The following is a 24359-nucleotide window of genomic DNA, read 5'->3' as shown; positions in this document are numbered from 1 at the left end:
AAAGGGTTGGCGTTGCCGAGCGTCTTCTCATTCCCTGAAGGCGCGGCTGATCTGGTCCTGCAGCGGCTTGACGAGGTAGGAGATCACGGTCCGGTCGGCGGTCTTGATGAAGGATTCGACCGGCATGCCTGGAACCAGCTTGACCTCGCCGAGGCGCGCCACCTCGGAGCTCGTGGTCGCGATGCGGACGGTGTAGTAGCTGATGCCGGTGCGCTGGTCCGTTGTCGTATCCGGCGAGGTCCGTTCGACCGTGCCGTTGATTTGCGGCGTGGTGCGCTGGTTGAAGGCCGAGAAGCGCAGCGCCGCCGGCTGGCCGATCCAGAGCTGGTCGATATCGCTCGGCGCTATCTTGGCCTCGACAGTCAGGCTGTCGCTGTCGGGCACGATCTGCATGATCGTCTGGCCAGGCGTGATGACGCCGCCGATCGTATGGGCGATGGACTGCTGCACGACGCCGTCCTGCGGCGCGCGAATGTCGATACGCCTGAGCTGGTCCTCGGCGGCGATCTTGCGCTCCGTCAGTTCGCCGACCTTGCCGTCGATCTCGCGCAAATCCTTGTTGACGTCGGTGCTGAGCTCGAGGTCGATCTGGATGATCTGCAAATTGATCTCGGCGATCCTGCCTTGGGCCTGCGCCAGGGCGGCCGTCAACTGGCCGCGCTCGCCGTCGAGCCGCGCCGACTCGCGCTCCATGGCGGTCAGGCGGTCGATGGAGATCAGCCGCTTTTTCCATAGCGCGCGAATGCTGGCCAGTTCCTCCTCGACAAGCGCGATTTCCTGCGTCTTGGCATCAGCCTGGGCGGTGTCGCCGCCGATCTCCTTCTGCAGCTGGAGGATGCGCTCCTGCAACTGGCTCTTCTGACCGGAACGAGCCGCCCGCCGCGTCCCGAAAACCTGTTCCTCGCCGGCAATGATCTCGGCGATCGCCGGATCGCCGCGTCGGTCGAGAAGGTCCTGCGGAAAGGCGATGGCGTCGGCGCCCTGGCGTTCGGCTTCCAGACGCGCCTCACGCGCCGACAGCTGGTCGAGGGCCTTGGTGACGACGGCGAGATTGGCCGCCGGCATGGTCGGGTCGAGGCGCACAAGCAGCGCACCGCGCTTGACGCGATCACCGTCACGCGCCGCGATCTCGCCGACGATGCCGCCGGTCGAATGCTGCACATCCTTGACGTGGGAATCGACGACGAGGACCCCCGACGCGATGACCGCTCCCGAAATCCGGGTCAGCGAGGCCCAGCCGCCGACGCCGCCGACCAGCAGCGCGACAGCAATGAGGCCGAAACGCATGTAGCGTCGAATGGATTGGTGGGAGGGGCTAAGCATCGTGGAGCCTCATTCACCAGCCGCGGCCACGCCAGGCCGCGTCGCCGGCTCTTCGGTGGCGAGCCTGAGGTGCGGCACGGCGGCCACCGTCGGTTGTGGCCGCGGAAACAGCTTGTTGAGGACGTCTTCCTTGAGGCCGAACGCCTGGACGCGGCCCTGGTTCATGGCAAGGACGAAGTCGACCGTGACGAGCGCGCTAGGCCGGTGCGCCACGAGCGCGACGATGCCGCCGCGCTGCCGCACAGAGACAATCGCCTGGAACAGCGCCTGCTCGCCTTCGGCGTCGAGGTTGGAATTGGGTTCATCGAGCACCACCAGGAAAGGATCGCGATAGAGCGCGCGGGCCAGCGCGATGCGCTGGCGTTGGCCCGCCGAAACCGCCTCGCCGAGTTCGCCGAGCTGCGTCTCGTAACCGTCTCGGAAACCGACGATGAGATCATGCGCGCCGGCCACTTTGGCGGCGGCTATGATCAAGGCGGGATCGGCGTCGGGCTCGAAACGCGCGATGTTCTCCGCGATCGAGCCGGCAAACAGCTCGACGTCCTGCGGCAGATAGCCGACAAAGCGGCCACGATCCTCCGGCGACCACTGGTCGAGGTCGGCGCCATCGAGCCGGATTCTGCCGGCGGCGGGCGGCCAGGCACCGACAAGCGCCCTGACCAGGGTCGACTTGCCCGAGCCGCTCTGGCCGATGATGCCGACGGCGTGTCCCGCTTCCAGCGCAAAACTGGCGTCCTGTACCAGCAGCCGCTGCGTGCCCGGCGCCGCGACGCTGACGCTCTGCATGAAGACGTGGCGGTGCGGCTTCGGCATCGCCATCGGCTCGGCGTCGGCCGGCACGGCGGCGAGAATCCTGGTCAGCCGCTGCCAGCCTTGTCGCGCCGTCAGGAAACCTTTCCAGTTGGCGATGACCATATCGACGGGCGCCAGCGCGCGACCGCTGAGGATCGACGCGGTGATGATGATACCGGCCGTCGCCTGCTGCTCGATCACCAGCCAGGCGCCGACGCCGAGCATCGCCGATTGCAGCAGCATGCGCAGCACCTTGGACACGGCGCCGAAGCCGCCGGCGATATCGCTGACGCTACGCTGCTCGGCGAGATAGTCGCGATTGGCCTCCTCCCATCGCTTCGCCATCCGACCGCCCATGCCGAGTGCAGCGATGATTTCCGCGTTGCGGTTGCCGGCCGTGGTCAGGCCGTTGCGCACGATTCCGGCCTGGGTGCCCGAGGTGACCGGCTTGCGGGTCAGCCGCTCGGCATAGATCGTCAAAAGGACCAGCACGATCGCCCCGACCAGGGCTGTCAGCCCGAGAAGCGCGTGGAACATGAAGATGATCGCCAGATAGAGCGGCAGCCATGGCAGATCGAACAGCGCGGTCGGACCGGTGCCCGACAGGAAATTGCGCACACTGTCGAGGTCGCGGACCGGCTGCATGCTGTCGCCGTTGCGCCCGACCTTGAGCGGCAGCTTGAGGACGCTGGAATAGATGCGGGCGCCGAGCGCCTCGTCGAGGGCGCCGCCGATGCGCACCAGGATGCGGCCTCGGATGAAATCGAGCACGCCCTGCCCGGCATAAAGGATGGCGACGAGCACGCTGAGGCCGATGAGCGTCGGCATGCTGCGGCTCGGCAGCACGCGATCGTAGACTTCGAGCATGTAGAGCGAGCCGGCGAGCATCAGCACGTTGAGCACGCCGCTGAAAAGCGCGACCGAAGCCAGGGCTGAACGGCACGCGGCCAATGCAGCCGCGAGCTCGGAGCGTTCGGGCCGCGCCCCCGGCCGCTTTGCCCTTCCCGGTTGTGGCTTGCCGTCGGCCATGCGAACGGGGCGCGGATTGTCAACGGTCCCGCGGCGAGGAGAGCTCCATACATAGAGCAAAAGCAGCACGCCGAGCGTTCCCCCAAGAACCGCCCAGCGTGTGCTGCTTTCCAGCGCTGTCAGCTCGACTCCGCCCAATACAAGCGTAAACACGCTGGCGCCGATGATGAGCCTGAGAAATCTGACCAGCGGTGTCATGCCGAGCGCTTCCTGATCAGCCGCCATCATTAGCGTAGATGTGCAATATCGCCCCTTCGAACGTCATGCCGGTGTTGTTGTAGAAATCAAGCTCCTGGTGGATGAGGTTTCCGGCAAGTTCGGATCCGGCGGTGAGAGACTCAGCATCCAGTCCGACGTTCCAGGCCGCGCTGCTCGCCTTCACCGCATTTCCGCCACCCCAATCCTCGAAGTGATCGGAAGAATTCCCACCATTCGTCACCTGCAGCCAGTCGATCGCCTGGTCGAGATATTTGTGCGGGCTGTTGGGATCAGTTGCGTCACCGATCGGATTCCCGGCCAGATAGTTGAGCCAGGTGGCTACTGCATCGCGGGCAAGCACAAAGCGCGTATCCTGCAAGTCCTTGGAGGATGCGTCGATCACCTTGAGGGCGTCGGCATAGGAGATGAAGAATGTGTCTTCATTCCCGGTAGTCAGTCCATCCTTGTTGTAATCACCGATCAGAAGGCCGGCTTTTGAATCCACTGTGCCGCTGTGATCCGAATCGACGGCGTAGCGCAGTTCGGCCAATGCAAAGTTCGGACCAATTTTGCCGACGCCGTCAATCCCGTCCCAGAACGACTTGCCGAGATTACTCCAGAACCCGGGCGTGCGCACCCCGGGGCCGGCGAACGACGATACGGTTGCGGTATCCTGGGCCGTGACCTCGTCCAGACTGTCATCGTCATGAGCGGCGACTTCGACGGTGTTGGTCCTGGAATCCGCATTTGGAAGCAGGTTGAAGGCGCTGGTCGCGGTGAAGAGCCAGGTCTCGCCGATGTCGACTAGGTAGTCGCCATTGGTATCGCCGGATACATAGTGGGTGCCGTGCGAGCTGTTGGCCACGAAGCCATTGAGCAGGTCGATGTCGTCGCCGGTATTTGCCGTGCCGTTGTCATCGACGAGCGAGGTCAGCGTCAACGGATCAAGTGCCCCGGCCGGGCTCGTGTTGGTTATCTCGTAGTGATAGGTGGCGTTCTGCGCCCCCGACTGAACGGTTTCGGAAGAATTGAAGATGCCATCATGATTGGCATCGACGGTCTTTTCGATGGCAATCGACGGCGCGACATCCTTCACCGTCACGGTTGCGTCGTCGCTGGCGGGCGGCGCGCCGGTGCCTTCGTCGTCATTGGCATTCACCACCACCGTGTTGGTGATGGAGCCGGCATTGTGGGCTGCAATGTTGACGGCGGCCGTGAAGACCCAGGTCTCGCCGAAGTCGAGCAGCCCATCGTTGTTGCTGTCACCGGTATGGCTCGTGTTCAGCAGGTTGATGTCGTCGCTGGTGTCATTCGGCGTCGCATTGTCGTCGATCAGCGAGGTCAGCGTCAGCGGATCGAACGCACCGGCGGCGCTCGTGTTCGTCACCTTGTAGGTGTAGGTGACGGTCTTCACCTCGCCTTCGTCGATCTCGGTCGTGTCGACGGTTTTATCGATGGCAATCGACGGCGCGACATCCTTCACCGTCACGGTTGCGTCGTCGCTGGCGGGCGGCGCGCCGGTGCCTTCGTCGTCATTGGCATTCACCACCACCGTGTTGGTGATGGAGCCGGCATTGTGGGCTGCAATGTTGACGGCGGCCGTGAAGACCCAGGTCTCGCCGAAGTCGAGCAGCCCATCGTTGTTGCTGTCACCGGTATGGCTCGTGTTCAGCAGGTTGATGTCGTCGCTGGTGTCATTCGGCGTCGCATTGTCGTCGATCAGCGAGGTCAGCGTCAGCGGATCGAACGCACCGGCGGCGCTCGTGTTCGTCACCTTGTAGGTGTAGGTGACGGTCTTCGCCTCGCCTTCGTCGATCTCGGTCGTGTCGACAGTCTTTTCGATAGCAATCGCCGGCGCGACATCCGTCACTGTCACCGTCGCCGTGTCGCTGGCGGACACATCATTGGTGCTGTCGTCGTCATGGGCATGCACCACCACCGTGTTGACGATGCTGCTTCCAGCATCGTGCGCGGCGATGTTGACGGTCGCGTTGAACGTCCAGGTCTCGTTGCTGTCGACAAGGTAGTCATTGTCGGTATCGCCGGACACATAGTGGGTGCCGTGTGTGCTGTTGGCCACGAAGCCGTCGAGCAGGTTGATGTCGTCGCCCGGACTTCCCGGCGTCGCATTGTCGTCGACCAGCGAAGTCAGCGTCAGCGGGTCGGCCGCACCGGCCGGGCTCGTGTTCGTCACCGCATAGGTGTAGGTGACCTGGGTGGCGACACCTTCGTTGATCGATGTCGGATTGGCCGTCTTTTCAACGGCAATTGTTGGCGCCTGATTGTCGCCGGCCGAGGTGATAACCCCCCACTCCTCAAATCCACCGCCCGCATTGGCGTCGCTGGTATTGCCGAAGGTCGAATACAGATAGACATAACCGCCGGTTGCGCTGGTGAAGAAGCTGGTGGGGATGTAAACGAACAGATCGCCTTGGCCACTGCCGGCCGGCGCGTTGCTGCCGGCATTCAACTGAACGGTAACGTCGCCGTCGGTGACGTTCCCATCCATATTATAAAGCAGTTGCTGGCCCTGAAGCGTCGGGAGGCTGGTGATATTCGGATCCGAGGCCGAATAGATCTGCAACGAGGTGAGGGACAATACCCCTCCAGTTGTGCTGTTCGGCTCGTTGGCGTCGAGTTTGAAGACGTAATAGTCGTGGCCATCTGCGTCGGTCACCACCTGCATGTCGGTCAGCAGAAGTGCGTTCGTGTGCGCCGGCTGCTTGTCATCCAGCGGGAGCGGATTGCCGTCGGTGTTGAAGCCACTTTCCGTGCCTTTCGCGCCAAGCACAAGGAACGTGTCGTAGTTGCCCGTACCGGCCTCACCTTGCGGCTCGGCCGTAAGAATGGTGCCGTCGGTCAATGTCCACGAGGTGGTTCCATCGGTCAGATCGATCACGGTATCGGCCATTTTCTAACTCCTCCTACGCCCGCAGGCGCGTTCCCTTGTTAGCCGCGCAAGGCGGCTGACTACCCAAACCTGTTGCAGCGCAAAGCATTCGGCTGTCCGCAAAACGCGGCCAGGCCGGCGAGCAATCGTTTCGTGACAAAGCTTTGAACAGAAAAAGACCGGCGGAGAGACTGCCTCCCATTCGCCGGACACAGTTGTTCCCGCATGACGGAACCGGTCCGCCGTCGGACTGACTGCAACGCCCACACCCAAAGCCCCCAACCCCTACACGATCCCCAACGATCGCCCAGACGTTAATATTTCCCAAACCATATTTCGCAGGTTGCAATGCGGCCGTCCATATACCTTCGGTTATAGACAGCAAGGCAGCGTTAATTTCGAAAAAGTGCTTCTTCCACGCGAGAATAACATTGTGTCTCCGGCCCAATTATTTTCCGAGATTGAGCTTCACGAGCCAAATTGAAAACTTTTTCTGAATATGATGGTAGTTTTTTTAAGATGAAGACTAGCATCAGTGCTCTTGACCGGTGTCTTTTTCAATGCGTCTTGCTAGAGGGGCCGCTTCCAGATTAACTAAGCATTTGCTAATGTTTTGCGTGGCCGCGCTGCTTCTGTCAGGATGGCTCACGTTTCGGGGATGCGGGCTGGGTTGCAATTTTCGCTTCCGGCAAGAACGCGCGTCGTGGACACACGCAGAGGGGAGAAGACGTCATGATCGGGCACAAACGCTGGTCGCCGCCCATCGATAACATTTTTTCGGCATGGAGCCGTGGCACCGAAGGCCGGCTGCTGGCGAGATGAAGATGGTCACTACGGTTTTCGTCGCCGACGACCATCCACTGCTGTTGCACGGCCTGACCGACCTGATTGCCCGCGATCCCGGTTTCCGGGTCGTCGGTTCGGCGCAGGACGGCACCGTCGCCATGGCCATGATCCGGCGCGACGTGCCTGATGTCGCCGTGCTCGACATCAGCATGCCGGGACTGAGCGGTCTCGACATCGCCGCGGAAATCGGCAGGCAGGGCCTTGCAACGCTTTGCGTGATTTTGACGGTCGGTGCCTCGCAAGCCCAGCTCTATGACGCGGTCGCGGTCGGCGTTGCCGGAATCGTGTTCAAGGAGACCGCCGTCGAGGCGCTGCTCAGATGCCTCCACGAGGTTGCCGCGGGTGGCCGCTGGCTGCCGGCCGAGATTGTCGGCAAGGCCATGCACAACGAGGCGTCCCGCCGGACAAAATGGCAGAAACTGTCGTCGCGGCTGACCAGGCGAGAGATGGAGATCACCCGACTGGTAGCCACGGAGACGCCGTACGAACGCATAGCGTCCGATATCAGCATCTCCAAAGGCACACTGAAAATCCATATGAACAACATCTATCGCAAATTGGAGGTCGCCTCGCGTGTGCAGCTTTTGCAGCTGGCCGCCGACCAGATCGGACTGAGTGTTGCCGGCGGCTTTCGCGATCAATCCAATTTGGAAAGTCCGGTCAGCGACATGTAATCGCGCACCAGCATCAGCACTGGTTCAGCGTGCGAGCTGAAATGCCCGCGGAGTTTGATGCTGAAACTTCCCGTCAGCCTGGAAGGGCAAATTTAAGCGTTTGCTACTAGGATCGAGTGGGGGCTGCTGTTCAGGAAGGTGTTCGGGTCGAATTGGCCACAACGGAATTCAGTCTCGGCCGCGTAAGACGGGCCATTTTTTCTTCCGCCAATTTGCCGGCGGCGATCGCTTTTGTCGTGCTCCTGGTCTGCGCCCTCGTTGCCGACCAGCAGAACAAAAGGGTCTCCGATCAACTGGCACGTGCCGATGTACTGGCCAAGGTCAGCATCATCCGCGCCAAGCTCGAAGGCAACATAAACGGCAATCTTCAGCTTGTTCAGGGACTTGTCTCGACCATCGTTACGGAGCCCTATATGGGCCAGCAGAGATTTGCCTCGCTTGCGCGCAACCTGTTCGGGCAGAAATCACAGTTGCACAACATCGCCGGCGCGCCCGACCTCGTCATCTCACTGATGTATCCGATGGAAGGCAACGAGAAGGCGATCGGGCTCGATTACCGCAAGAACGAGGCGCAACGCATGGCGGCGCTACGGGCGCGCGACCAGCGCGCGCTGGTGCTCGCCGGCCCGGTCAACTTGGCGCAGGGCGGGCGCGGCTTCATCGGCCGCATCCCGGTCTTTGTGCCGACCGCGAGCGGCGGCACCCGCTTCTGGGGCATCGTCTCGGCTGTGGTCGATGTCGACCGGCTCTATGCGGCGAGCGGGCTGACCAACCCCGATCTCGACATCGATGTCGCGCTCATCGGCAAGGATGCGCTGGGCGCCGGCGGTGAACGTTTCTTCGGCGGCGACAATGTCGTCGCCGGCAACCCCGTGTCCGCCGATGTGCAACTGCCTTCAGGATCGTGGCGAATTTCGGCCATCCCCAAGGGTGGCTGGCCAGCGGCTCCGAAGAACGAGTGGACGTTGCGGTCGCTGATGTTGCTCGCCGGCGCGCTGGTGGTGCTGCCGATCCTCATTGCCGGGCGGCTGTTCGGCGAAAGGCAGAAAAACGACGCCGAGCTGAGGCGCCTGTCCGGTCGTCTGGAACTGGCGCTGGATGCCTCGGGCATCGGCGTATGGGAACACGACCTCGCCACCAACGAATTGGTGTGGGACGATCGTGTCAACGAAATCTACGGCAAGTCCGCCGACGGCAAGCCGCGCAGCTATGGCGACTGGGCGCAGGCTATCCATCCCGAAGATATCGAGCGTGCAAAACAAGATTTCGATTCGGCCGCGGCGAAAAAAGGCCCCTATTCCTCACAATACCGGCTCTTGCGCCCCGATGGCGCCATACGCCATGTGCGCACGCGCGCAAGCTTCGTTCAGGGCACTGGCGGCACGCCCAAGTTGATCGGCGCCGAATGGGACGTGACCAGCGACGTGCTGCTCAACGAGAACCTCATTCGCGAGCGCCAGTTGTCGGAATCCAAGAACGCCGAGCTGAAGCTGGCCAAGGCACGCATCGAGCATGTGGCGCTGCACGATTCGCTCACCGGCCTGCCCAACCGCCGCTATCTCGACGAGATGCTGGCCGAAACCGAAGAACCCGACCGCCGCACGGCGATGTTGCATCTGGACCTCGACCGCTTCAAGCAAATCAACGACACGCTCGGCCACGCAGCCGGCGATGCCATGCTGGTGCAGGCTTCGAAGGTCATCAAGGCCAATGCCGGCTCCGCCGATTTCGTTGCACGCATCGGCGGCGACGAGTTCGTCGTGGTGACCCATGGGCGTGACGACGACGAGCTCTCGGCACTCGCCGACCGCATCATCGAGGAGATGCGCCAGCCTGTCGATTATCGGGGCCATCCGTGCCGCTTCGGGGTCAGCATCGGCATTGCCGCCAACAGCGGGGTCGACGTGAAGCAGTTGCTCGTCAACGCCGATCTCGCGCTTTACCGGGCCAAAGGCCGTGGGCGCAACCGCTACGAGTTCTTCAACGAGGAGCTGCAGAGCGAGATCGTGCGGACCAAGCAGACCGCCGATGAGATCCTGAGCGGACTGGAGCGGAACGAATTCATCGCCTACTACCAGCCGCAGTTCGACGCCAAGTCGCTCGAGATCGTCGGCGTCGAGGCGTTGTCGCGCTGGAAACATCCGCGACGCGGCATCCTGGCCCCCGACGCCTACCTGAAGGTGGCCGAAGAGCTCAATGTCGTGACGCTGATCGACCGCATCGTCCTCAAGCACGCGCTGGACAATTTCGAGCGTTGGTCGCGCGCCCACCTCAATATCCCGCGCGTGTCGGTCAACGTCTCGGCCAGGCGCCTGGAGGACAAGGACCTGATCGAGGGCCTGCGCAAGCTCGCCATCAAGCCGGGAACCATATCGTTCGAGCTGGTGGAATCCATCTTCCTCGACGAGAATGATGATCTGGTCAACTGGAACATCGAACACATCAAGGATCTCGGCATCGATATCGAGATCGACGATTTCGGCACCGGCCATGCCTCGATCGTCTCGCTGCTCAAGCTGCAGCCGCGCCGCCTCAAGATCGACCGCCAGCTGATCACGCCCATCACCGGCTCGATGGCGCAGCGGCACCTGGTGGAGTCGATCATCGAGATCGGCAAATCGCTCGGCATCGAAGTGGTTGCCGAAGGCGTCGAGACGATGGAGCACGCGCGCATCCTGAAAGAGCTCGGCTGCGATATCCTGCAGGGCTACTTTTTTGGCCGCCCGATGGAGGCCAAGGCCTTCAAGACCTTCGCCCAGTCTCGCAAATGGCTGGCCGCGGGGTGATGGCCACTACCCGATGGCGTGGGTCAGCGATGGCGCACTCTCGACAACGCTGTCCAAGCCGCTTCGCGATCGAACCTGAATAGCGGGTGAATCTGCCGATTGAACGCACCGGCCTTCGCCTCCGCGAGCTAAGGGAACTATCCGAGCATGATTTCGGTTGTTTTCTGTGCGAACTGTCGTTCCACGGAGGCCCTTGGTGAGCGAAGATGAGACATGGACTCTGCAGGCAAGCAACACGGTTCCTTTCGAAAACGGTTCCTTTCGAAAGTTGATGACTGGCATCGTAGCGGCGATTTTCACCGCCCCTGATCGGACATCCGAGCGAGGCGTGAGTACAAGCCCGTCGTCATTGGTTGCCGAGTGGCCGCTACCGCCATCGGCGACGCTTGGCTCGTCCCTACGATTGAAGGGGATCGAACGCGAAATTCGAGCCCGTCTGCCCTGGGCGGTGAGGACGTTTGTCAAGGCTGAGACGGGCCGCATTGTATTGCGTATGGCGCAAACCGACGCGGATGCGTTCCAGGCCGCGGGGGCAGCCATCTCCAGGACGCTGGAGGGGATCGAAGCACTGCCCGTGCTTCCGCGAGAGGCTGAAGACATTCTCACAATCTCCTCCCGCGAACGTCACAAGTGGCTTAGGGATGGCCGCCTGAAAAGCGTCGGCACGCGCACCGTGAAGATGCGCGGGCGATCCAAGGCCGTAACCTTCCATGTCTTCGATCCACGACACATCGAGGACATTCTCGATCGTGACCTGGCGACAGCCTGGAGGGAGGAAGATGCGCGGGAAGCCTCCGAAAACAGACGGCGCGGGGCCGGTAAGGCCGCCCTGACGCGAGCAGGAAAGCGGAAGGGCAAGGCCCGCGGCACCGGAAATTCGGGAAAGGATGATGCTTCACGGCCAAAGCTGGAAGGCTGGGACACGTTCGAGGCGGAAGGGCTGCTGCGCTAGAATCTCAAGGACGCACTCAGCGTCTGATGGGACTCGAACCGATCGGATTTGCTGGCCGACTATCCAACCGCTCCGCCCATGTCGCCCGTGGCGAAGCGCGGCCGGCCTTCAAGCGTGCCTTCGAGGCTCAACTGGCGGTCTTCACTTCCGCATCGACCGGCTGATGAAGGAGCCAGGCGAATGAGCGCACTTGATCCATGGCTGAAGTTTCCCCAAGTTCCTCTTCCAGCCGGTTCCTGCCACTCAGCGCGCACGCCAGTTCGGTCTATTTGCGCCCTCTGGCCCAATCGCCGCGGATGAGGAACCGGATAGCCATTATGAGGAGACTGTTTATAACGGTCGCCGAGATTGCGATAATCAAGGGGAGACGATGCGCTACATACGTCCGCTTTCAATCGAAGATGCCGTTGGCCAATTGGCCGGTTCGGCTGGCACGGCCGCCATCCTCGCGGGAGGCAGCGACCTCCTGGTCAGGATGAAGGGCGGTTTTGTCGAACCCGACCTGATCGTCGACATCAAGGCGATCGAGTCCTTAAGCGAGATCCGCGAAACGGCTGAAGGCTTCAGCATAGGTGCCGCGGTCCCCTGCGCCGTCCTGGGAGAGAGCGCGGCCCTGAAGAAGGCATGGCCCGGCGTCGTCGAAGCGGCCAAGCTGATCGGCTCGAAGCAGGTACAGGGACGCTGCACGATCACCGGCAATCTCTGCAACGCCTCGCCGGCTGCCGACAGCGTGCCGGCGCTGGTTGCGGCGGGCGCCAGGGCATCGGTCGTCGGGCCGGCGGGCAGGCGCACGATTCCCGTGCAGAGCGTGCCGACCGGGCCGGGCAAGACCTCCTTGGCCAAAGGCGAGATCATCGAAGCGATCCTGCTCGACAAACGCGCGCCGCGTTCGGGCGATGCCTATCTGCGTTTCATTCCACGCACGGAGATGGATATCGCGGTAGTCAGTGCCGGCGTGAATTTGACGATTGACGAGCACGGTGTCGTCAAATCGGCCCGCGTTGCGCTGGGCGCCGTGGCGGCGACGGTGCTTCTGGTCGAAGAGGCCGCGGAGGTCCTCATCGGCTCCAAGCTGGACGAAGCGACGCTGGAGCGGCTCGCCAAGGTTTGCTCGGGGGCCTGCCGTCCGATCGACGACAAGCGCGGCACCATCGAATTCAGACGGAAGGTTGCGGGCGTGCTGGCCAAGCGGGCCGCCACGACCGCCTACGCACGTGCAGGAGGCAAATGATGGCTGGAGTTGCGGTTTCAACGACAATCAACGGCGACAGCGTCGAGTACCTTTGCCAACCGGACGAGACTCTGCTCGACGTCCTGCGCGATCGCCTGGGGCTGACGGGCGCCAAGGAAGGCTGCGGCACCGGCGACTGCGGCGCTTGCAGCATCATCCTCGACGATCGGCTGGTGTGTTCATGCCTGGTGCTCGGCGCGGAGGCTGAAGGACGGCGGGTCGAGACCATCGAGGGGATGGCGCATGGCGACAAACTGCATCCGCTGCAGCAGAAGTTCCTCGAGCACGCGGCGCTGCAATGCGGGATCTGCACGCCGGGCTTCCTGATTGCGGCGAAGGACCTTCTGGCCAAGAACCCCGACCCGTCCGAGGAGGAAATCCGCTTCGGCCTCGCCGGCAACCTCTGCCGCTGCACCGGCTACGACAAGATCGTGCGCGCCGTCCAGGACGCCGCCAGCGTGATGAAGGGAGCGTGACCATGAATTTCGATCCGCGTTATTCGGCTCGCAACTTCGCGTCGGTCGGCACACGTCCGATCCGTCCCGACGGCGTCGACAAGGTGACGGGCCGCGCCCGCTACGGCGCCGACTTCAACATGGCCGGCCAGCTGGTCGGGCGCGTCCTCAGGAGCCCGCATGCCCACGCAACGATCAAGAAGATCGACACGTCGAGAGCGGAAAAACTCCCCGGCGTGAAGGCGGTGATCACCGCGGCCGACCTGCCCGACCTGACCGATGGCGATGCCGCCATGTACGACATCCTCGACAACTGCATGGCGCGCAAGAAGGTGCTCTATGACGGCCATGCGGTGGCCGCGGTCGCGGCCGTGGACGCCCGCACGGCGAAGCAGGCGCTGAAGCTGATCGAGGTCGACTACGAGATTCTGCCGCATGTCACCGATGTCGACGAGGCGATGCAGCACTCCGCACCCCTCATCAACGACGCCATCTTCACCGAGGGCCTCGAGGAGAAGCCGGTAAAGCCGTCCAACGTCACCAAGCGCAGCCAGTTTGGCCATGGCGATGTCCATCAGGGGTTCGGCGATGCCGACTTTATCGTCGAGCGCTCGTTCAAGACCGGGCAAACGCATCAGGGCTATATCGAGCCGCATGCCTGCGTGGCGAGCGTCAGTTCCGACGGCACCGCCGACCTTTGGGTCTGCACGCAGGGCCATTTCGTCTACCGCCAGCATTGCGCCCAGCTGCTTGGCATGGAAGCTTCCAAGCTGCGCGTCACCTCTTCGGAGATCGGCGGCGGCTTCGGCGGCAAGACCCATGTCTGGGCCGAGCCGGTGGCGCTGGCGCTGTCGCGAAAGGCCGGCCGCCCGGTCAAGCTGGTGATGACCCGCGACGAGGTGTTCCGCGCCTCGGGTCCGACCAGCGCCACCTCGATCGACGTCAGAATCGGCGCCCGCAAGGACGGCACGATCACCGCCGCCGAGGCGACACTGCGCTATTCCTGCGGCCCCTATTCCGGCATGTGGGCCGAGATCGGTGCCATGACCGCGTTCGCCTGCTACAAGCTCGAGAACGTCAAGACGGTCGGCTACGAAGTGCTGGTCAATCGGCCGAAGACCGCTGCCTATCGCGCGCCGTCCGCGCCGATGGCGGCGTTCGCGGTGGAAAGCGCGATCGACGAGCTGGCCAAGGAGGTCGGCATGGACCCAGTCGAGTTCCGGATCAGGAACGCCGCACAGGAAGGCACGAGATCCTCCTATGGCCCGGTCTACGGCCCGATCGGCATCGGCCCGACGCTCGAGGCGGTGAAGAGCCATCCGCACATGAAGGCGCCGCTGGGCAAGAACCAGGGCCGTGGCATGGCTTGCGGCTTCTGGTTCAACTTCGGCGGCCAGACCTGCACGGACCTCAACATCGGCATGGACGGCTCCGTCTCGCTCGCCGTCGGAACGGTCGATGTGGGTGGTTCCCGCGCATCGCTGTCCCTGGTGGCGGCGGAGGAACTCGGCATCGCCTACGAGCAGGTCAAGGCGATTGTCGCCGACACCTCCAGCCTCGGCTACAATGACATGACGGACGGAAGCCGGGGCACCTTCTCGTCCTCCATGGCGACGATCTCGGCCGCCCGCAACGCGATCAAGATCCTGCGGGAACGCGCCGCGCAGATGTGGGACATTTCCGTCGACGACGTGGTCTGGGAAAAAGGCCACGCGATTGCCAAGGGCGAGAAGCACGGCAATCTTGGGCGGCTTTCGCTGAAGGAGATCGCGGTCGAGTCGGGGAAGACCGGCGGACCGATCGCCGGCCACAGCGAACTCGTCGCCGACGGCGCGGGCGTCTCCTTCGCCACGCATATCTGCGATATCGAGGTCGATCCCGAGACCGGCGCCACCAGGGTTCTGCGCTACACGGTCGTGCAAGATGCCGGCAAGGCGGTGCACCCGACCTATGTCGAGGGACAGTACCAGGGCGGTGCCGCGCAAGGCATCGGCTGGGCTCTCAACGAGGAGTATATCTACGGCAAGGACGGGCGGCTCCAGAATCCCGGCTTCCTCGACTATCGCATCCCGGTCTGCTCGGACCTGCCGATGATCGACACGCAAATCCTCGAAATCCCCAACCCCAACCATCCTTACGGCGTACGCGGCGTCGGCGAGACATCGATCGTGCCGCCGCTAGCCGCGATCGCCAATGCGGTGTCGAATGCGGTCGGGGTGCGGATGACGCATATCCCGATGTCGCCGCCGCGCATTCTGGCAGCGCTGGAGGAACGGGCGGGCTGATGGTCGAAGTGACGCTCTGGGGATCGCTAGGTGCTGTCGCCGGAGGCAAGAACAAGGTCGAGATCGAGGCCAAGGACATAAGGGAGCTGTTCAGGAAGCTGGCTGAACAGTATCCCGGCCTCGAGCCCTTGATCGACAAAGGCATCGCCGTCGCCATCGACGGAACGATCTATCGCGACACCTGGTCGAAGGAATTGCCAAAAGGCGCCGAAATCTTCCTGCTGCCGAGGCTGGCAGGGGGATAATCGGACAACCGCCTCGCGGTCATCGACGACCAGGGCCTAGCCCGTCGGTCGTGGCTATGGATATTTTGTCTGAGCACTCGCGGGGTTTAGATCGCCCTGCAACTCCTTCGGCAGCGGGAGGCTTGAGCATTGCAGGTGCACCTCGCGGGCAAACAGCTTACGTTGCTTCTGCTCATGCTCCTTGATGGCTGCAACGAGTCCCATTGAGTACGGGCCAAGCAAGACGCCGAAACCCCATCCCGGATGCTCTTTCTCGCGAGCCTCGTAGTCCGAAGCCGCCATGCGGGCTTGTTGGCATTCGGGCGACGCCCATTTCTGGTCTTGCTGCGAAAGCGAGGTCCCATAGTCGACCGGAGAGGTCGCGCATCCCGCCATGGTCGCGGCCAATGCGACCGACATTGCAATTCTCATGCCGGAGCCTTTCCCACGCATTGTGGAGGGTACATGGAACTCTTCCTCACAAATAACCGCCGTCTCCTTAGCTTCGCAACCCAGGAGCCTCCTGCCCCGTCCTCTCGACATATTCCGTATAGCCGCCGCCATAGGTGTGGATGCCTTCAGGCGTCAGCTCCAGCACGCGGTTGGAGAGTGCCGCCAGAAAATGCCGGTCGTGCGAAACGAACAGCATGGTGCCTTCATATTGCGAGAGCGCCGTGATCAGCATCTCCTTGGTGGCGATGTCGAGATGGTTGGTCGGCTCGTCCAGCACCAGCAGATTGGGCGGATCGAACAGCATCAGCGCCATCACCAGCCTCGCCTTCTCGCCGCCTGACAGAACGCGGCATTTCTTCTCGATCTCGTCGCCGGAAAAGCCGAAACAGCCGGCGAGCGCCCGAAGCGGCGCCTGGCCGGCCTGCGGGAACGCGTCCTCCAGCGTCTGGAACACCGTGCGCTCGCCTTCCAGCACTTCCATGGCGTGCTGGGCGAAATAGCCCATCTTGACGCTCGGGCCACGCGCGACCGTGCCGGTGTCTGGGTCGGAAGCGCCGGCGACCAGCTTCAAAAGCGTCGACTTGCCGGCGCCGTTGACGCCCATGATGCACCAGCGCTCGCGGCGGCGGACCTGGAAGTCAAGGCCCTCATAGATGGACCGGCTGCCGTAACCCTTGTGGACGTTCTTCAACGTGACGACGTCCTCGCCGCAGCGCGGCGCAGGCTGAAAATCAAAGGAAACGGTCTGGCGGCGCTTGGGCGGCTCGACGCGGTCGATCTTGTCCAGCTTCTTCACCCGGCTCTGCACCTGGGCGGCATGCGAGGCGCGCGCCTTGAAGCGCTCGATGAAGGCGATCTCCTTGGCCAGCATCGCCTGCTGGCGCTCGAACTGCGCCTGCTGCTGCTTGTCGGCGATCGCCCGCTGCTGCTGGTAGAATTCATAATTGCCGGAATAGGCGGTCAGCGAGCCACCGTCGATCTCGACCACCTTGTTGACGATACGGTTCATGAACTCGCGGTCGTGCGACGTCATCAAGAGCGCGCCGTCATAGTTCTTCAAGAAGGATTCCAGCCAGATCAGGCTTTCCAGGTCGAGATGGTTCGACGGCTCGTCGAGCAGCATCGCGTCGGGCCGCATCAGAAGAATGCGGGCCAGTGCCACGCGCATCTTCCAGCCGCCGGAGAGTTTGCCGACATCGCCGTCCATCATCTCCTGGGAGAAGCCGAGACCATCGAGCACTTCCCGCGCGCGGCCATCCAGCGCATAGCCGTCGAGCTCCTCGAAGCGGTGCTGCGCCTCGCCATATTTCTCGATGATCTCGTCCATCTGTTCGGCCTGCTCGGGATCGGCCATGGCCGCCTCGAGCGCTGCCATTTCGGCAGCGACTTCGCTCACCGGTCCGGCGCCGTTCATCACTTCGGCCACCGCGCTATGGCCATCCATGTCGCCGACGTCCTGGCTGAAATAGCCGATGGTGACGCCGCGATCGACCTGCACCTGGCCCTCGTCGGGCTGCTCCTGCCCGGTGATCATGCGAAACAGTGTCGTCTTGCCGGCGCCATTGGGTCCGACGAGGCCGACCTTCTCGCCCTTCTGCAGGGCCGCCGACGCCTCGATGAAGACAAGCTGACGGCCGTTCTGCTTGCTGATGCTTTCAAGTCTGATCATGCGGTTTCCGGGACAATGCGTGCGATGAAAGGATTTGCCCGGCGCCTTACGCGAATGACGGCATCGAGGGAAGAGGCGCAAGCGCCGCATACAGCGATCTCCCCCGTGTGGAGGAGATGGCCGGCAGGCCAGAGACCATCAACATTGTGAAGAAGCACACGGCAAGAAGCACGGCCACTAGCACGCCAAGGCTGCTTGATCGTCCCTCTCCAACATCATCCCGGGAAAAGGCCGCCACTCGCAAAAACGAGGGCGGCTTTTTTCCTGGCGCAACTTCCGCGAAATCGCGCCGCGGACTTTCTGTCCAGAATGGCGTAAAATCAAATAGTTACAGCGGCTCGACGATTCAGATGTTCAACTGCTTAATGCGGATGGCAAGCGGCGCTCACCCCCGCGGTTCCGTGTCGGCTCGACTCATTGCGCCGCCGCCGCTACCAGTCCGGCCGATTGACACGATACAGGACAATGGCCTGGGATGCTCGACCTTGATCTTCTGGCGCTGGGCGGGCTGTTGCTGACGCCCGGACCAACCAACATCCTTCTGGCCTTTTCGACCGTTTCATCCGGGGCGCGGCGCACGGTGCCGATGCTGGGCGCGGCTGTGCTTGCCTATATGGCGATCATCCTGGCGGTGGCCGCACTGGCCGCCCTGATCTCCACGGGTGCCCGGATCGAGCTACGGACCGGCGTGAGGATCTGTGCGGTGCTGTGGCTGTTCTGGCTCGCCTACAGCATCTGGATCACTGAGGATCCCGGCGTCGAGGTTCGGCTGGTGACAGTAAGGCAGGTTTTCGTCACCACGCTCGTCAATCCCAAGGCAACGATCGTCGCCTTGCTGGTTCAGTCCGAAAGCATGACGGTGCAGCTTCTGACCACGATCGCCGCTCTGGTCGGCCTCGCGGGAGCGGCCTGGATCGTCGTCGGCCTGATGGTTCGCCGCAGCGGTTCAAACCTGCTCGGCCAGCGATCGCTGCGACGAGCCAGCGCCATCTGCCTGGCCGGCTTCGGCATCATCCTTGCCGGCAGCAGCCTTTAGCGCCGACGGTCGCACGGGCAAGGGCCCGCTCGACCAATCTCTTGCATCAACACAATACGTTCACCTCAGGATAGACACCGCGGCGCCAATTGCTGGACGATAGTCGCAGCCCTACTTCTTCCCCTGCGGATAGATCGTCTCGCCGCGCTTCAGCATCGCCACAAACGTCTCGATCTTCTTCTTGCGACCGGCCTCGGTCTTCATGTTGTGGGTGCGGAAGGCGAGAGCGAAGCGGTTCTGCGCGCTGAGCTTTGCCAGCATCTCCTTGGCTGCCGGATCGGCATCGATGGCAGCCTGCAAATCATCGGGGATTTTCATCTCCTTGCCACTGCCATAGGCCCGCGCCCAGCGTCCGTCGGCCTTGGCCGCCTCGACCTGCCTCAGCCCGTCCTCGGTCATGCTGCCCTCGGCGACCAGCCGCGCGACATTGTCGATGTTGATCTTGCTCCAGATGCTCTTCTTGCCGCGCGGCGTATAGCGCTGCAGAAAGCTCTTGTCGTCCAGCCCCTTGCGTACCGCGTCGATCCAGCCGAAGCACAACGCCACGTCGATGGCTTCCTTCGGCGTGATCGACTTCAGCCCCGACCCCACCTTGTGCACCTTGATCCAGATTTCGCTTTCCGTGGCGTGGTGCTTGCCGAGCCAGGCATGGAAGCTCGCCGGGTCCGGGAATTCCCGGACCTTGTCGGGATCGACCTTGACCGGCGCCATCATCTGGCCTGCCCGTTCGGTTCCGTCCGCGCCATCGCTTTCACTGTCGTCCCGCCTCCAGAATCGCGCCTATCGTCATTGACCGGCATCATGGCATGAGTTGCTGTCAGTTCCGTCAGCAAGCTTGTCGGGCGCGTACGGCGTTCCTTCGCGCCCCCTCTGTTGGCGGTTCCGCCGACGGCATTCTTCCTGGAGGCCAGACTATAGCCTTCAGGATTGGGACTCGGGCGAGGCCTTCACCGCTTGAGACGGGTGAGTGGCTGCCGCCACGCCATCGGCGTTGCCGATGACATCATCGGTTTCTTCCGTTTCCCTTTGCCACGCCGAACCGCCAATTCACTGCCATGTCCATCCAACCAAAGGCAGAGCGCAATGAGCACGTCGAAACAGAAAATCCTGATCGTCGGCGGCGGTTCCGGCATGGGCCTGGCGCTGGCAAGGCGCTGCGTCGAGACCGGTGCTGCGGTCGTCATCGCCGGGCGTGGCGAGGACCGGCTGCAGCAGGCGCGCGAAACGCTGGGCAATCCCGCCGGGCTGGAGGTGGCTGTCGCCGACATCACCCGGGAAGAGCAGGTCGTGGCGCTGTTCACACGGATCGGCGGGCTCGACCATATCGTCAGCACCGCGGCCGACATCGAAGGCGCCTACCAGCTGTTGCCGGCACTTGACCTGAAGGCGGCGCAAAGGGTTGTCGAAAGCAAGCTCTACGGCCCGCTCCTGCTCGCCAAGCACGGCGCTCCACGGCTGGCAGCCACCGGCTCAATGACCTTCGTCTCCGGCATCGCCGCCCATCGGCCGGCCGCGCGCGGCTCCGTCGTTGCCGCGGTCAATGCGGCGCTCGAAGGGCTGGTGCGGGCGCTGGCCGTCGAACTCGCGCCGATCCGCGTCAATGCCATGTCGCCCGGCTGGGTCGACACCGCGATCTGGGCCCAGGTGGCCGGCGATCGCAAAGACGAGACGCTGGCAGCGATGGCCGAGCGGTTGCCAGTCGCGCGGATCGGCCAACCCGACGACATCGCCGACGCCATCGCCTTCCTGATCGGCAACGGCTTTACCACGGGAACGACGCTGCATGTCGAGGGTGGCCACCGCCTGGTCTAGACCGCCGCTGCCTTCGTCAGGAGTTGTTTGCAAACAAGGGCTTGGAGCGGTTCGCCGATTCAAGGCCTGAACCAGTCCTGGGCGGGCGACGGGACCGGCACCAGCGTGTCGCGCATGGCAGTGAGCAATTGCTTGAGCGCCGGCGGCTGAACGCGCTGGCGGCGCCAGATCATCGTCAGCGGCGCCGTGCGTATCCCGCCGGGCCAAGGCATTTCGATGATGTCGCCACGCGCGAGCGCTTCCTTGACGGCAAGGCGTGGAACGAGGCCGAGCCCCGCGCCGGCCGTCACCAGCCGCGCAATGGTGCCGATGCTGCCGACTTCAGCGGCAAGTTTTGGCGCGGCAACGCCCGCCTCCGCAAAGGCTGCGTCGAACATATGACGGTAGATGCATCCGGGCTCCGTGGCCACGAAGCGCAGTGCGGCAAGCGCGGCCAAGTCGCTCGGCACGCTGCCCTGCCCCGGAGCCGCGACCAGCACCAGCGGTTCGGCCGCTATCGTGCGCCTGGCGAAGCGTTCGCCGGCGGCGTCCTTCCTCACATCACGACGGTCGAAGCAGAACGCGACATCGATCTCGCCGTCCTCCAGTTGGCGCAGCAGCGCGCCGCTGCCCGCCACCTTCATCCGTACGGTGATGTCGGGATGGCCGGCCTGGAACCCAGCCAGCCAGGTCGCCAGCCGGGCCGACGCAATCGTCTCCAGCGCGCCGATGGTCACCTGCCCGCTTGTCTGTCTGGCCGCCGCCTGCACGGCCGCGCGCGCCTCGCCATCGAGCCGCAACAAGTCCTCGGCGATAGGCCTAAGCGCGATACCCGCCGGCGTCAGTTCGAGACCTGACTTCGCGCGCGTGAACAGCACAGCGCCAAGCTCCGTTTCGAGCGCCTGGATCTGGTCGCTGACGCTCGATTGCGCGAGGTGGACCACCTCCGCGGCACGCGTGATGTTGCGGCTTCGCGCCACCGCCAGGAAAGTCTTGAGCAGTCTCGGATGCATCGCGGGCTGGCGCGCCTACTGCAGCTGCGGCTTCTTCAGAAAACTGCTGCGGTCGGCCGATTTGACGCGCAGCCAGGTTTCGCGGCCGTCGCGCAGCACCCGCATCGGGATCTCGGCACCCGCCGAGCCGCTCTCCCACAGCTTGCGGTAGAAATCGGCCAGTCCGTCGACCGCCCCGTCGCGAATGTCGGAAATGATGTCGCCCTCGCGCAGGCCAGCCTTGGCCGCCGGGCCGCCTTCGGTCACGCTCATCACCACCACTCTGCCGTCGCTTTCGGCCGACAACGCGCCGAGCCACGGGCGCGGCGGCTTGGCCACCTGGCCGCGCGTCAGCAGATCGTCGAGAATCGGCGGCAACAGATCGATCGGCACCACCATGTTGATGTCGGCGACTTCGCCGTTGCGGCTCATCTGTAGGCGCAGCGAACCGATGCCGAGCAGCGAGCCGTCGGAGCCGAACAGCCCTGCCCCGCCCCAGGACGGGTGCGCCGGCGCAATAAAGATCGCCTCGTCAAGCAGATACTCCCAATAACCGGCGAATTCCTGCTTGGTGACGATCTTTGCCTGCACCGACTGGCCGATGCCGTCCGCCAGCACGACGGCGTCTCCGACCTTCGCCTTGCCGGCATCGCCCAGCGCCACCGCCGGCAGGCCGAGCGGTGCCAGTGCCTGCACCAGGCCGAAGCCCGATTCCTGGTCATACGCCAGCGCGTGCGCGGGCACGACGCGGCCGTCATGGCTGGTCAGCCAGACTTCATCCGCCTCGGTGATGAGGTAGCCGATGGTCAGCACGAGCCCGTCACTGCGAATGACGACGCCGCTGCCTTCCCTGAGCGTGCCCAGCGCTCCGGCCGTAAAGGCATCTTCGGGAACGGTGGCACGCACGGCAACGACCGAGCGCGGATTGGGATTGATGGTCATGCTTTTGTCCTGCGATGCAATGCTTTGGCGAGGCGATATCTCATATACCTATGCCGCATGGGAGATGGTGCAAGGGGTGTAGTGCTGACCTTCTCCCCTTACGCGGAAGAAGCTCGCTGCGGCGTCGGCATAAAACAATAGTTCAACGCAAGTTGAACTTCCCGATCCGCAGCCCTAGCTGTAGATGGATCAGCCCATCCTTTCCACAAGCCCCCCGAGCACGAGGCCCCGAGATGACCGAATACACCCCGCCGAAAGTATGGACATGGAACAAGCCGAGTGGAGGCGCCTTTGCCAGCATCAACCGGCCGATCGCCGGCCCGACGCATGACAAGGAACTGCCCGTCGGCAAGCATCCGCTGCAGCTCTATTCGCTGGCAACACCAAACGGAGTCAAGGTGACGGTCATGCTGGAGGAACTTCTGGCACGCGGCCACAAGGGCGCCGAATATGATGCCTGGCTGATCCGCATCAACGATGGCGACCAGTTCGGCAGCGGCTTCGTCGAGGTCAATCCCAACTCCAAGATCCCCGCTCTGATGGACCGCGGCGGCAAGACGCCTGTGCGCATCTTCGAATCCGGTTCGATCCTGGTCTATCTCGCCGAAAAATTCGGCGAATTCCTGCCCAGCGAGCAGCCGGCCCGCGCCGAAGTGCTGTCCTGGCTGTTCTGGCAGATGGGCTCGGCACCGTATCTGGGCGGCGGCTTCGGCCATTTCTACGCCTACGCGCCGGAAAAGTTCGAATATGCCATCGACCGCTTCTCGATGGAGGTGAAGCGCCAAATGGACGTGCTCGACCGCCGGCTGGCGGTGTCGCAATACCTCGGCGGCAAGGACTACTCCATCGCCGACATGGCGGTGTGGCCCTGGTATGGCGGGCTGGCGCTTGGCCGCATGTATAACGATTCCGCTGAGTTCCTGTCCGTGCACGAGTACAAGCATGTGCAGCGCTGGGCCCAGGCGATCGACGCCCGCCCGGCGGTCAAGCGCGGCCGCATGGTCAACCGGGCCTTCGGCGAGCCTGCCCTACAGCTGCACGAGCGCCACGACGCCAGTGACTTCGACACGAACACGCAAGACAAGCTGGCAGCCGAGTGAGCTGAAGGGCTAGCCGGCCGACCTCCCTCCCCCGTGGGGAGGTTGGCAGCTTCAACCGCCCGCCTCGTGTCGACGGCCGACATCCACAGCCTGTCGATGTCGGCAAGAAACGTCTCGTCGATCTCGTCGAGATGGTTCCCCTACAGGCCATCCTCGTAGAAATAGCCGAGGTCGCTCTCGATCTCCTCGGCCTTTTCGGCCTTGTCGGCCCGGATGTTGCCGAGAATTTCCGCCGCCGCCGAATAGACCAGGCATGGCAGGCCTCAAAAACAGAGCCCGCCACGACCGCCAGGTCGTGACGGGCTTTTCCCAAGTCCGACGCGGCAACCTTGTGTCGGCGCCATCATTCAGCGCAGGACCTCGACGATTTGACGGGTCTCGGGATCGACCAGGACCGTCCGGTGATTGATAACGGCGACGCGATATCTGACGTCGGGTACCTCACGCAGTTCGACCGTGTCCGGCACCGACGAGCCGAGCTTGAGCTCGACGCCCAGCAGGTTCACCGACGCAAGCGGCTCCCTCTTGATGTATTCGCGAACGACCGTCTCCTGTTCCGGCTGGACGACGACGACATTCTCCGCCAGCGCCGCACCGATACCGCCCATCAGGACGATCGCGGTCGCCGCACTCGAAAGATGAAGTTTCATGACCATTCTCCTATTGGTAACAGAACTTCCGCCCTGCATGG

Annotated in this window: 19 protein-coding genes and 1 pseudogene; 11 read left to right on the top strand and 9 right to left on the bottom strand. The window is 63.3% G+C overall.

What is annotated here, in order from left to right:
• Positions 1 to 27: 27 nt before the first annotated feature.
• The 3 genes from NKH19_RS11990 to NKH19_RS11980 all read right to left on the bottom strand — a co-directional run bounded on the left by NKH19_RS11990 (position 28) and on the right by NKH19_RS11980 (position 6253).
• Positions 28 to 1287: an HlyD family type I secretion periplasmic adaptor subunit gene (locus NKH19_RS11990; protein WP_352872806.1), complete on the bottom strand. Its 1260-nt coding sequence runs from the start codon at positions 1285 to 1287 to the stop codon at positions 28 to 30.
• A gap of 45 nt (positions 1288 to 1332) precedes the next feature.
• On the bottom strand, positions 1333 to 3144 hold the full coding sequence (locus tag NKH19_RS11985; protein ID WP_352872826.1) for a type I secretion system permease/ATPase: 1812 nt from the start codon (positions 3142 to 3144) through the stop codon (positions 1333 to 1335).
• A 214-nt stretch (positions 3145 to 3358) separates the two neighbouring features.
• Positions 3359 to 6253 carry a beta strand repeat-containing protein gene (locus tag NKH19_RS11980; protein ID WP_352872807.1) on the bottom strand — a complete coding sequence of 965 codons (2895 nt, stop codon included), beginning with the start codon at positions 6251 to 6253 and terminating at the stop codon, positions 3359 to 3361.
• Between the two features lie 803 nt (positions 6254 to 7056).
• Here NKH19_RS11980 and NKH19_RS11975 point away from each other — a divergent pair.
• From NKH19_RS11975 to NKH19_RS11940, 8 genes and pseudogenes are all read left to right on the top strand, one after another.
• A complete protein-coding gene (locus NKH19_RS11975) occupies positions 7057 to 7752 on the top strand; it encodes a response regulator (RefSeq protein ID WP_352872808.1) in 696 nt (231 codons plus the stop codon).
• A 152-nt stretch (positions 7753 to 7904) separates the two neighbouring features.
• Positions 7905 to 10538 (top strand): bifunctional diguanylate cyclase/phosphodiesterase, encoded by a 2634-nt coding sequence (locus tag NKH19_RS11970; RefSeq protein WP_352872809.1) that lies wholly within the window; start codon positions 7905 to 7907, stop codon positions 10536 to 10538.
• A 271-nt stretch (positions 10539 to 10809) separates the two neighbouring features.
• Entirely contained in the window at positions 10810 to 11490 is a 681-nt protein-coding gene (locus NKH19_RS11965; protein WP_352982149.1) for a hypothetical protein, read from the top strand.
• Between the two features lie 65 nt (positions 11491 to 11555).
• Positions 11556 to 11654 (top strand): annotated as a pseudogene (locus NKH19_RS11960) (glutathione S-transferase family protein); the annotation flags it as partial.
• Between the two features lie 206 nt (positions 11655 to 11860).
• Complete coding sequence (locus NKH19_RS11955) at positions 11861 to 12721, top strand: FAD binding domain-containing protein (RefSeq protein WP_352872811.1); 861 nt, start codon at positions 11861 to 11863, stop codon at positions 12719 to 12721.
• Positions 12721 to 13197: a (2Fe-2S)-binding protein gene (locus tag NKH19_RS11950; protein ID WP_352872827.1), complete on the top strand. Its 477-nt coding sequence runs from the start codon at positions 12721 to 12723 to the stop codon at positions 13195 to 13197. Before NKH19_RS11955 ends, NKH19_RS11950 begins: the two co-directional genes overlap by 1 nt.
• A 2-nt stretch (positions 13198 to 13199) precedes the next feature.
• Positions 13200 to 15461 carry a xanthine dehydrogenase family protein molybdopterin-binding subunit gene (locus tag NKH19_RS11945; protein ID WP_352872813.1) on the top strand — a complete coding sequence of 754 codons (2262 nt, stop codon included), beginning with the start codon at positions 13200 to 13202 and terminating at the stop codon, positions 15459 to 15461.
• Positions 15461 to 15706 (top strand): MoaD/ThiS family protein, encoded by a 246-nt coding sequence (locus tag NKH19_RS11940; RefSeq protein WP_352872815.1) that lies wholly within the window; start codon positions 15461 to 15463, stop codon positions 15704 to 15706. The genes NKH19_RS11945 and NKH19_RS11940 overlap by 1 nt, the downstream gene beginning before the upstream one ends.
• A 54-nt stretch (positions 15707 to 15760) precedes the next feature.
• Here the strand turns inward: NKH19_RS11940 and NKH19_RS11935 are convergent, their stop codons facing one another.
• Together NKH19_RS11935 and NKH19_RS11930 are read right to left on the bottom strand one after the other, a co-directional pair.
• Positions 15761 to 16117 carry a hypothetical protein gene (locus NKH19_RS11935; RefSeq protein ID WP_352872817.1) on the bottom strand — a complete coding sequence of 119 codons (357 nt, stop codon included), beginning with the start codon at positions 16115 to 16117 and terminating at the stop codon, positions 15761 to 15763.
• A 67-nt stretch (positions 16118 to 16184) separates the two neighbouring features.
• A complete protein-coding gene (locus tag NKH19_RS11930; RefSeq protein WP_352872819.1) occupies positions 16185 to 17807 on the bottom strand; it encodes an ABC-F family ATP-binding cassette domain-containing protein in 1623 nt (540 codons plus the stop codon).
• 475 nt (positions 17808 to 18282) lie between these two features.
• Here NKH19_RS11930 and NKH19_RS11925 point away from each other — a divergent pair, with 475 nt between their 5' ends.
• Positions 18283 to 18843: a hypothetical protein gene (locus NKH19_RS11925; protein WP_352872820.1), complete on the top strand. Its 561-nt coding sequence runs from the start codon at positions 18283 to 18285 to the stop codon at positions 18841 to 18843.
• Between the two features lie 111 nt (positions 18844 to 18954).
• Here NKH19_RS11925 and NKH19_RS11920 read toward each other — a convergent pair whose 3' ends face one another.
• Positions 18955 to 19554: a YdeI/OmpD-associated family protein gene (locus NKH19_RS11920; RefSeq protein WP_352872828.1), complete on the bottom strand. Its 600-nt coding sequence runs from the start codon at positions 19552 to 19554 to the stop codon at positions 18955 to 18957.
• Between the two features lie 372 nt (positions 19555 to 19926).
• On the opposite strand from NKH19_RS11920, the gene NKH19_RS11915 reads away from it, so the two are divergent.
• Positions 19927 to 20655, top strand: coding sequence for an SDR family oxidoreductase (locus tag NKH19_RS11915; protein WP_352872821.1), 729 nt, complete (start codon positions 19927 to 19929; stop codon positions 20653 to 20655).
• Between the two features lie 59 nt (positions 20656 to 20714).
• Here NKH19_RS11915 and NKH19_RS11910 read toward each other — a convergent pair whose 3' ends face one another.
• The gene (locus NKH19_RS11910; RefSeq protein WP_352872822.1) at positions 20715 to 21647 is read right to left on the bottom strand and encodes a LysR family transcriptional regulator; all 933 of its coding nucleotides are present in this window, start codon (positions 21645 to 21647) and stop codon (positions 20715 to 20717) included.
• Between the two features lie 15 nt (positions 21648 to 21662).
• Positions 21663 to 22568 carry a S1C family serine protease gene (locus NKH19_RS11905; protein ID WP_352872823.1) on the bottom strand — a complete coding sequence of 302 codons (906 nt, stop codon included), beginning with the start codon at positions 22566 to 22568 and terminating at the stop codon, positions 21663 to 21665.
• 233 nt (positions 22569 to 22801) lie between these two features.
• Between NKH19_RS11905 and yghU the strand changes: the two genes are divergently transcribed.
• A complete protein-coding gene (gene yghU / locus NKH19_RS11900; protein WP_352871506.1) occupies positions 22802 to 23668 on the top strand; it encodes a glutathione-dependent disulfide-bond oxidoreductase in 867 nt (288 codons plus the stop codon).
• Positions 23669 to 24015: 347 nt separating this feature from the next.
• Here yghU and NKH19_RS11895 read toward each other — a convergent pair whose 3' ends face one another.
• Positions 24016 to 24318 (bottom strand): DUF1236 domain-containing protein, encoded by a 303-nt coding sequence (locus tag NKH19_RS11895; protein ID WP_352871504.1) that lies wholly within the window; start codon positions 24316 to 24318, stop codon positions 24016 to 24018.
• Positions 24319 to 24359: the final 41 nt, after the last annotated feature.

Origin of the sequence: Mesorhizobium sp. M1338, from assembly GCF_040318045.1 — a bacterium.
Classification (GTDB): Bacteria; Pseudomonadota; Alphaproteobacteria; order Rhizobiales; family Rhizobiaceae; genus Mesorhizobium.
This window is presented reverse-complemented; position numbering and strand designations above follow the sequence as displayed.

Bases quoted from the DNA above. Each gene is read 5' to 3' on its own strand.
- NKH19_RS11915 (WP_352872821.1), top strand. From the start codon at position 19,927: ATGAGCACGTCGAAACAGAAAATCCTGATCGTCGGCGGCGGTTCCGGC.
- NKH19_RS11925 (WP_352872820.1), top strand. From the start codon at position 18,283: ATGCTCGACCTTGATCTTCTGGCGCTGGGCGGGCTGTTGCTGACGCCC.
- yghU (WP_352871506.1), top strand. From the start codon at position 22,802: ATGACCGAATACACCCCGCCGAAAGTATGGACATGGAACAAGCCGAGT.
- NKH19_RS11965 (WP_352982149.1), top strand. From the start codon at position 10,810: ATGACTGGCATCGTAGCGGCGATTTTCACCGCCCCTGATCGGACATCC.
- NKH19_RS11985 (WP_352872826.1), bottom strand. From the start codon at position 3,144: ATGGCCGACGGCAAGCCACAACCGGGAAGGGCAAAGCGGCCGGGGGCG.
- NKH19_RS11920 (WP_352872828.1), bottom strand. From the start codon at position 19,554: ATGGCGCCGGTCAAGGTCGATCCCGACAAGGTCCGGGAATTCCCGGAC.
- NKH19_RS11955 (WP_352872811.1), top strand. From the start codon at position 11,861: ATGCGCTACATACGTCCGCTTTCAATCGAAGATGCCGTTGGCCAATTG.
- NKH19_RS11895 (WP_352871504.1), bottom strand. From the start codon at position 24,318: ATGAAACTTCATCTTTCGAGTGCGGCGACCGCGATCGTCCTGATGGGC.
- NKH19_RS11950 (WP_352872827.1), top strand. From the start codon at position 12,721: ATGGCTGGAGTTGCGGTTTCAACGACAATCAACGGCGACAGCGTCGAG.
- NKH19_RS11905 (WP_352872823.1), bottom strand. From the start codon at position 22,568: ATGACCATCAATCCCAATCCGCGCTCGGTCGTTGCCGTGCGTGCCACC.
- NKH19_RS11935 (WP_352872817.1), bottom strand. From the start codon at position 16,117: ATGAGAATTGCAATGTCGGTCGCATTGGCCGCGACCATGGCGGGATGC.
- NKH19_RS11980 (WP_352872807.1), bottom strand. From the start codon at position 6,253: ATGGCCGATACCGTGATCGATCTGACCGATGGAACCACCTCGTGGACA.
- NKH19_RS11975 (WP_352872808.1), top strand. From the start codon at position 7,057: ATGGTCACTACGGTTTTCGTCGCCGACGACCATCCACTGCTGTTGCAC.
- NKH19_RS11930 (WP_352872819.1), bottom strand. From the start codon at position 17,807: ATGATCAGACTTGAAAGCATCAGCAAGCAGAACGGCCGTCAGCTTGTC.
- NKH19_RS11910 (WP_352872822.1), bottom strand. From the start codon at position 21,647: ATGCATCCGAGACTGCTCAAGACTTTCCTGGCGGTGGCGCGAAGCCGC.
- NKH19_RS11990 (WP_352872806.1), bottom strand. From the start codon at position 1,287: ATGCGTTTCGGCCTCATTGCTGTCGCGCTGCTGGTCGGCGGCGTCGGC.
- NKH19_RS11940 (WP_352872815.1), top strand. From the start codon at position 15,461: ATGGTCGAAGTGACGCTCTGGGGATCGCTAGGTGCTGTCGCCGGAGGC.
- NKH19_RS11945 (WP_352872813.1), top strand. From the start codon at position 13,200: ATGAATTTCGATCCGCGTTATTCGGCTCGCAACTTCGCGTCGGTCGGC.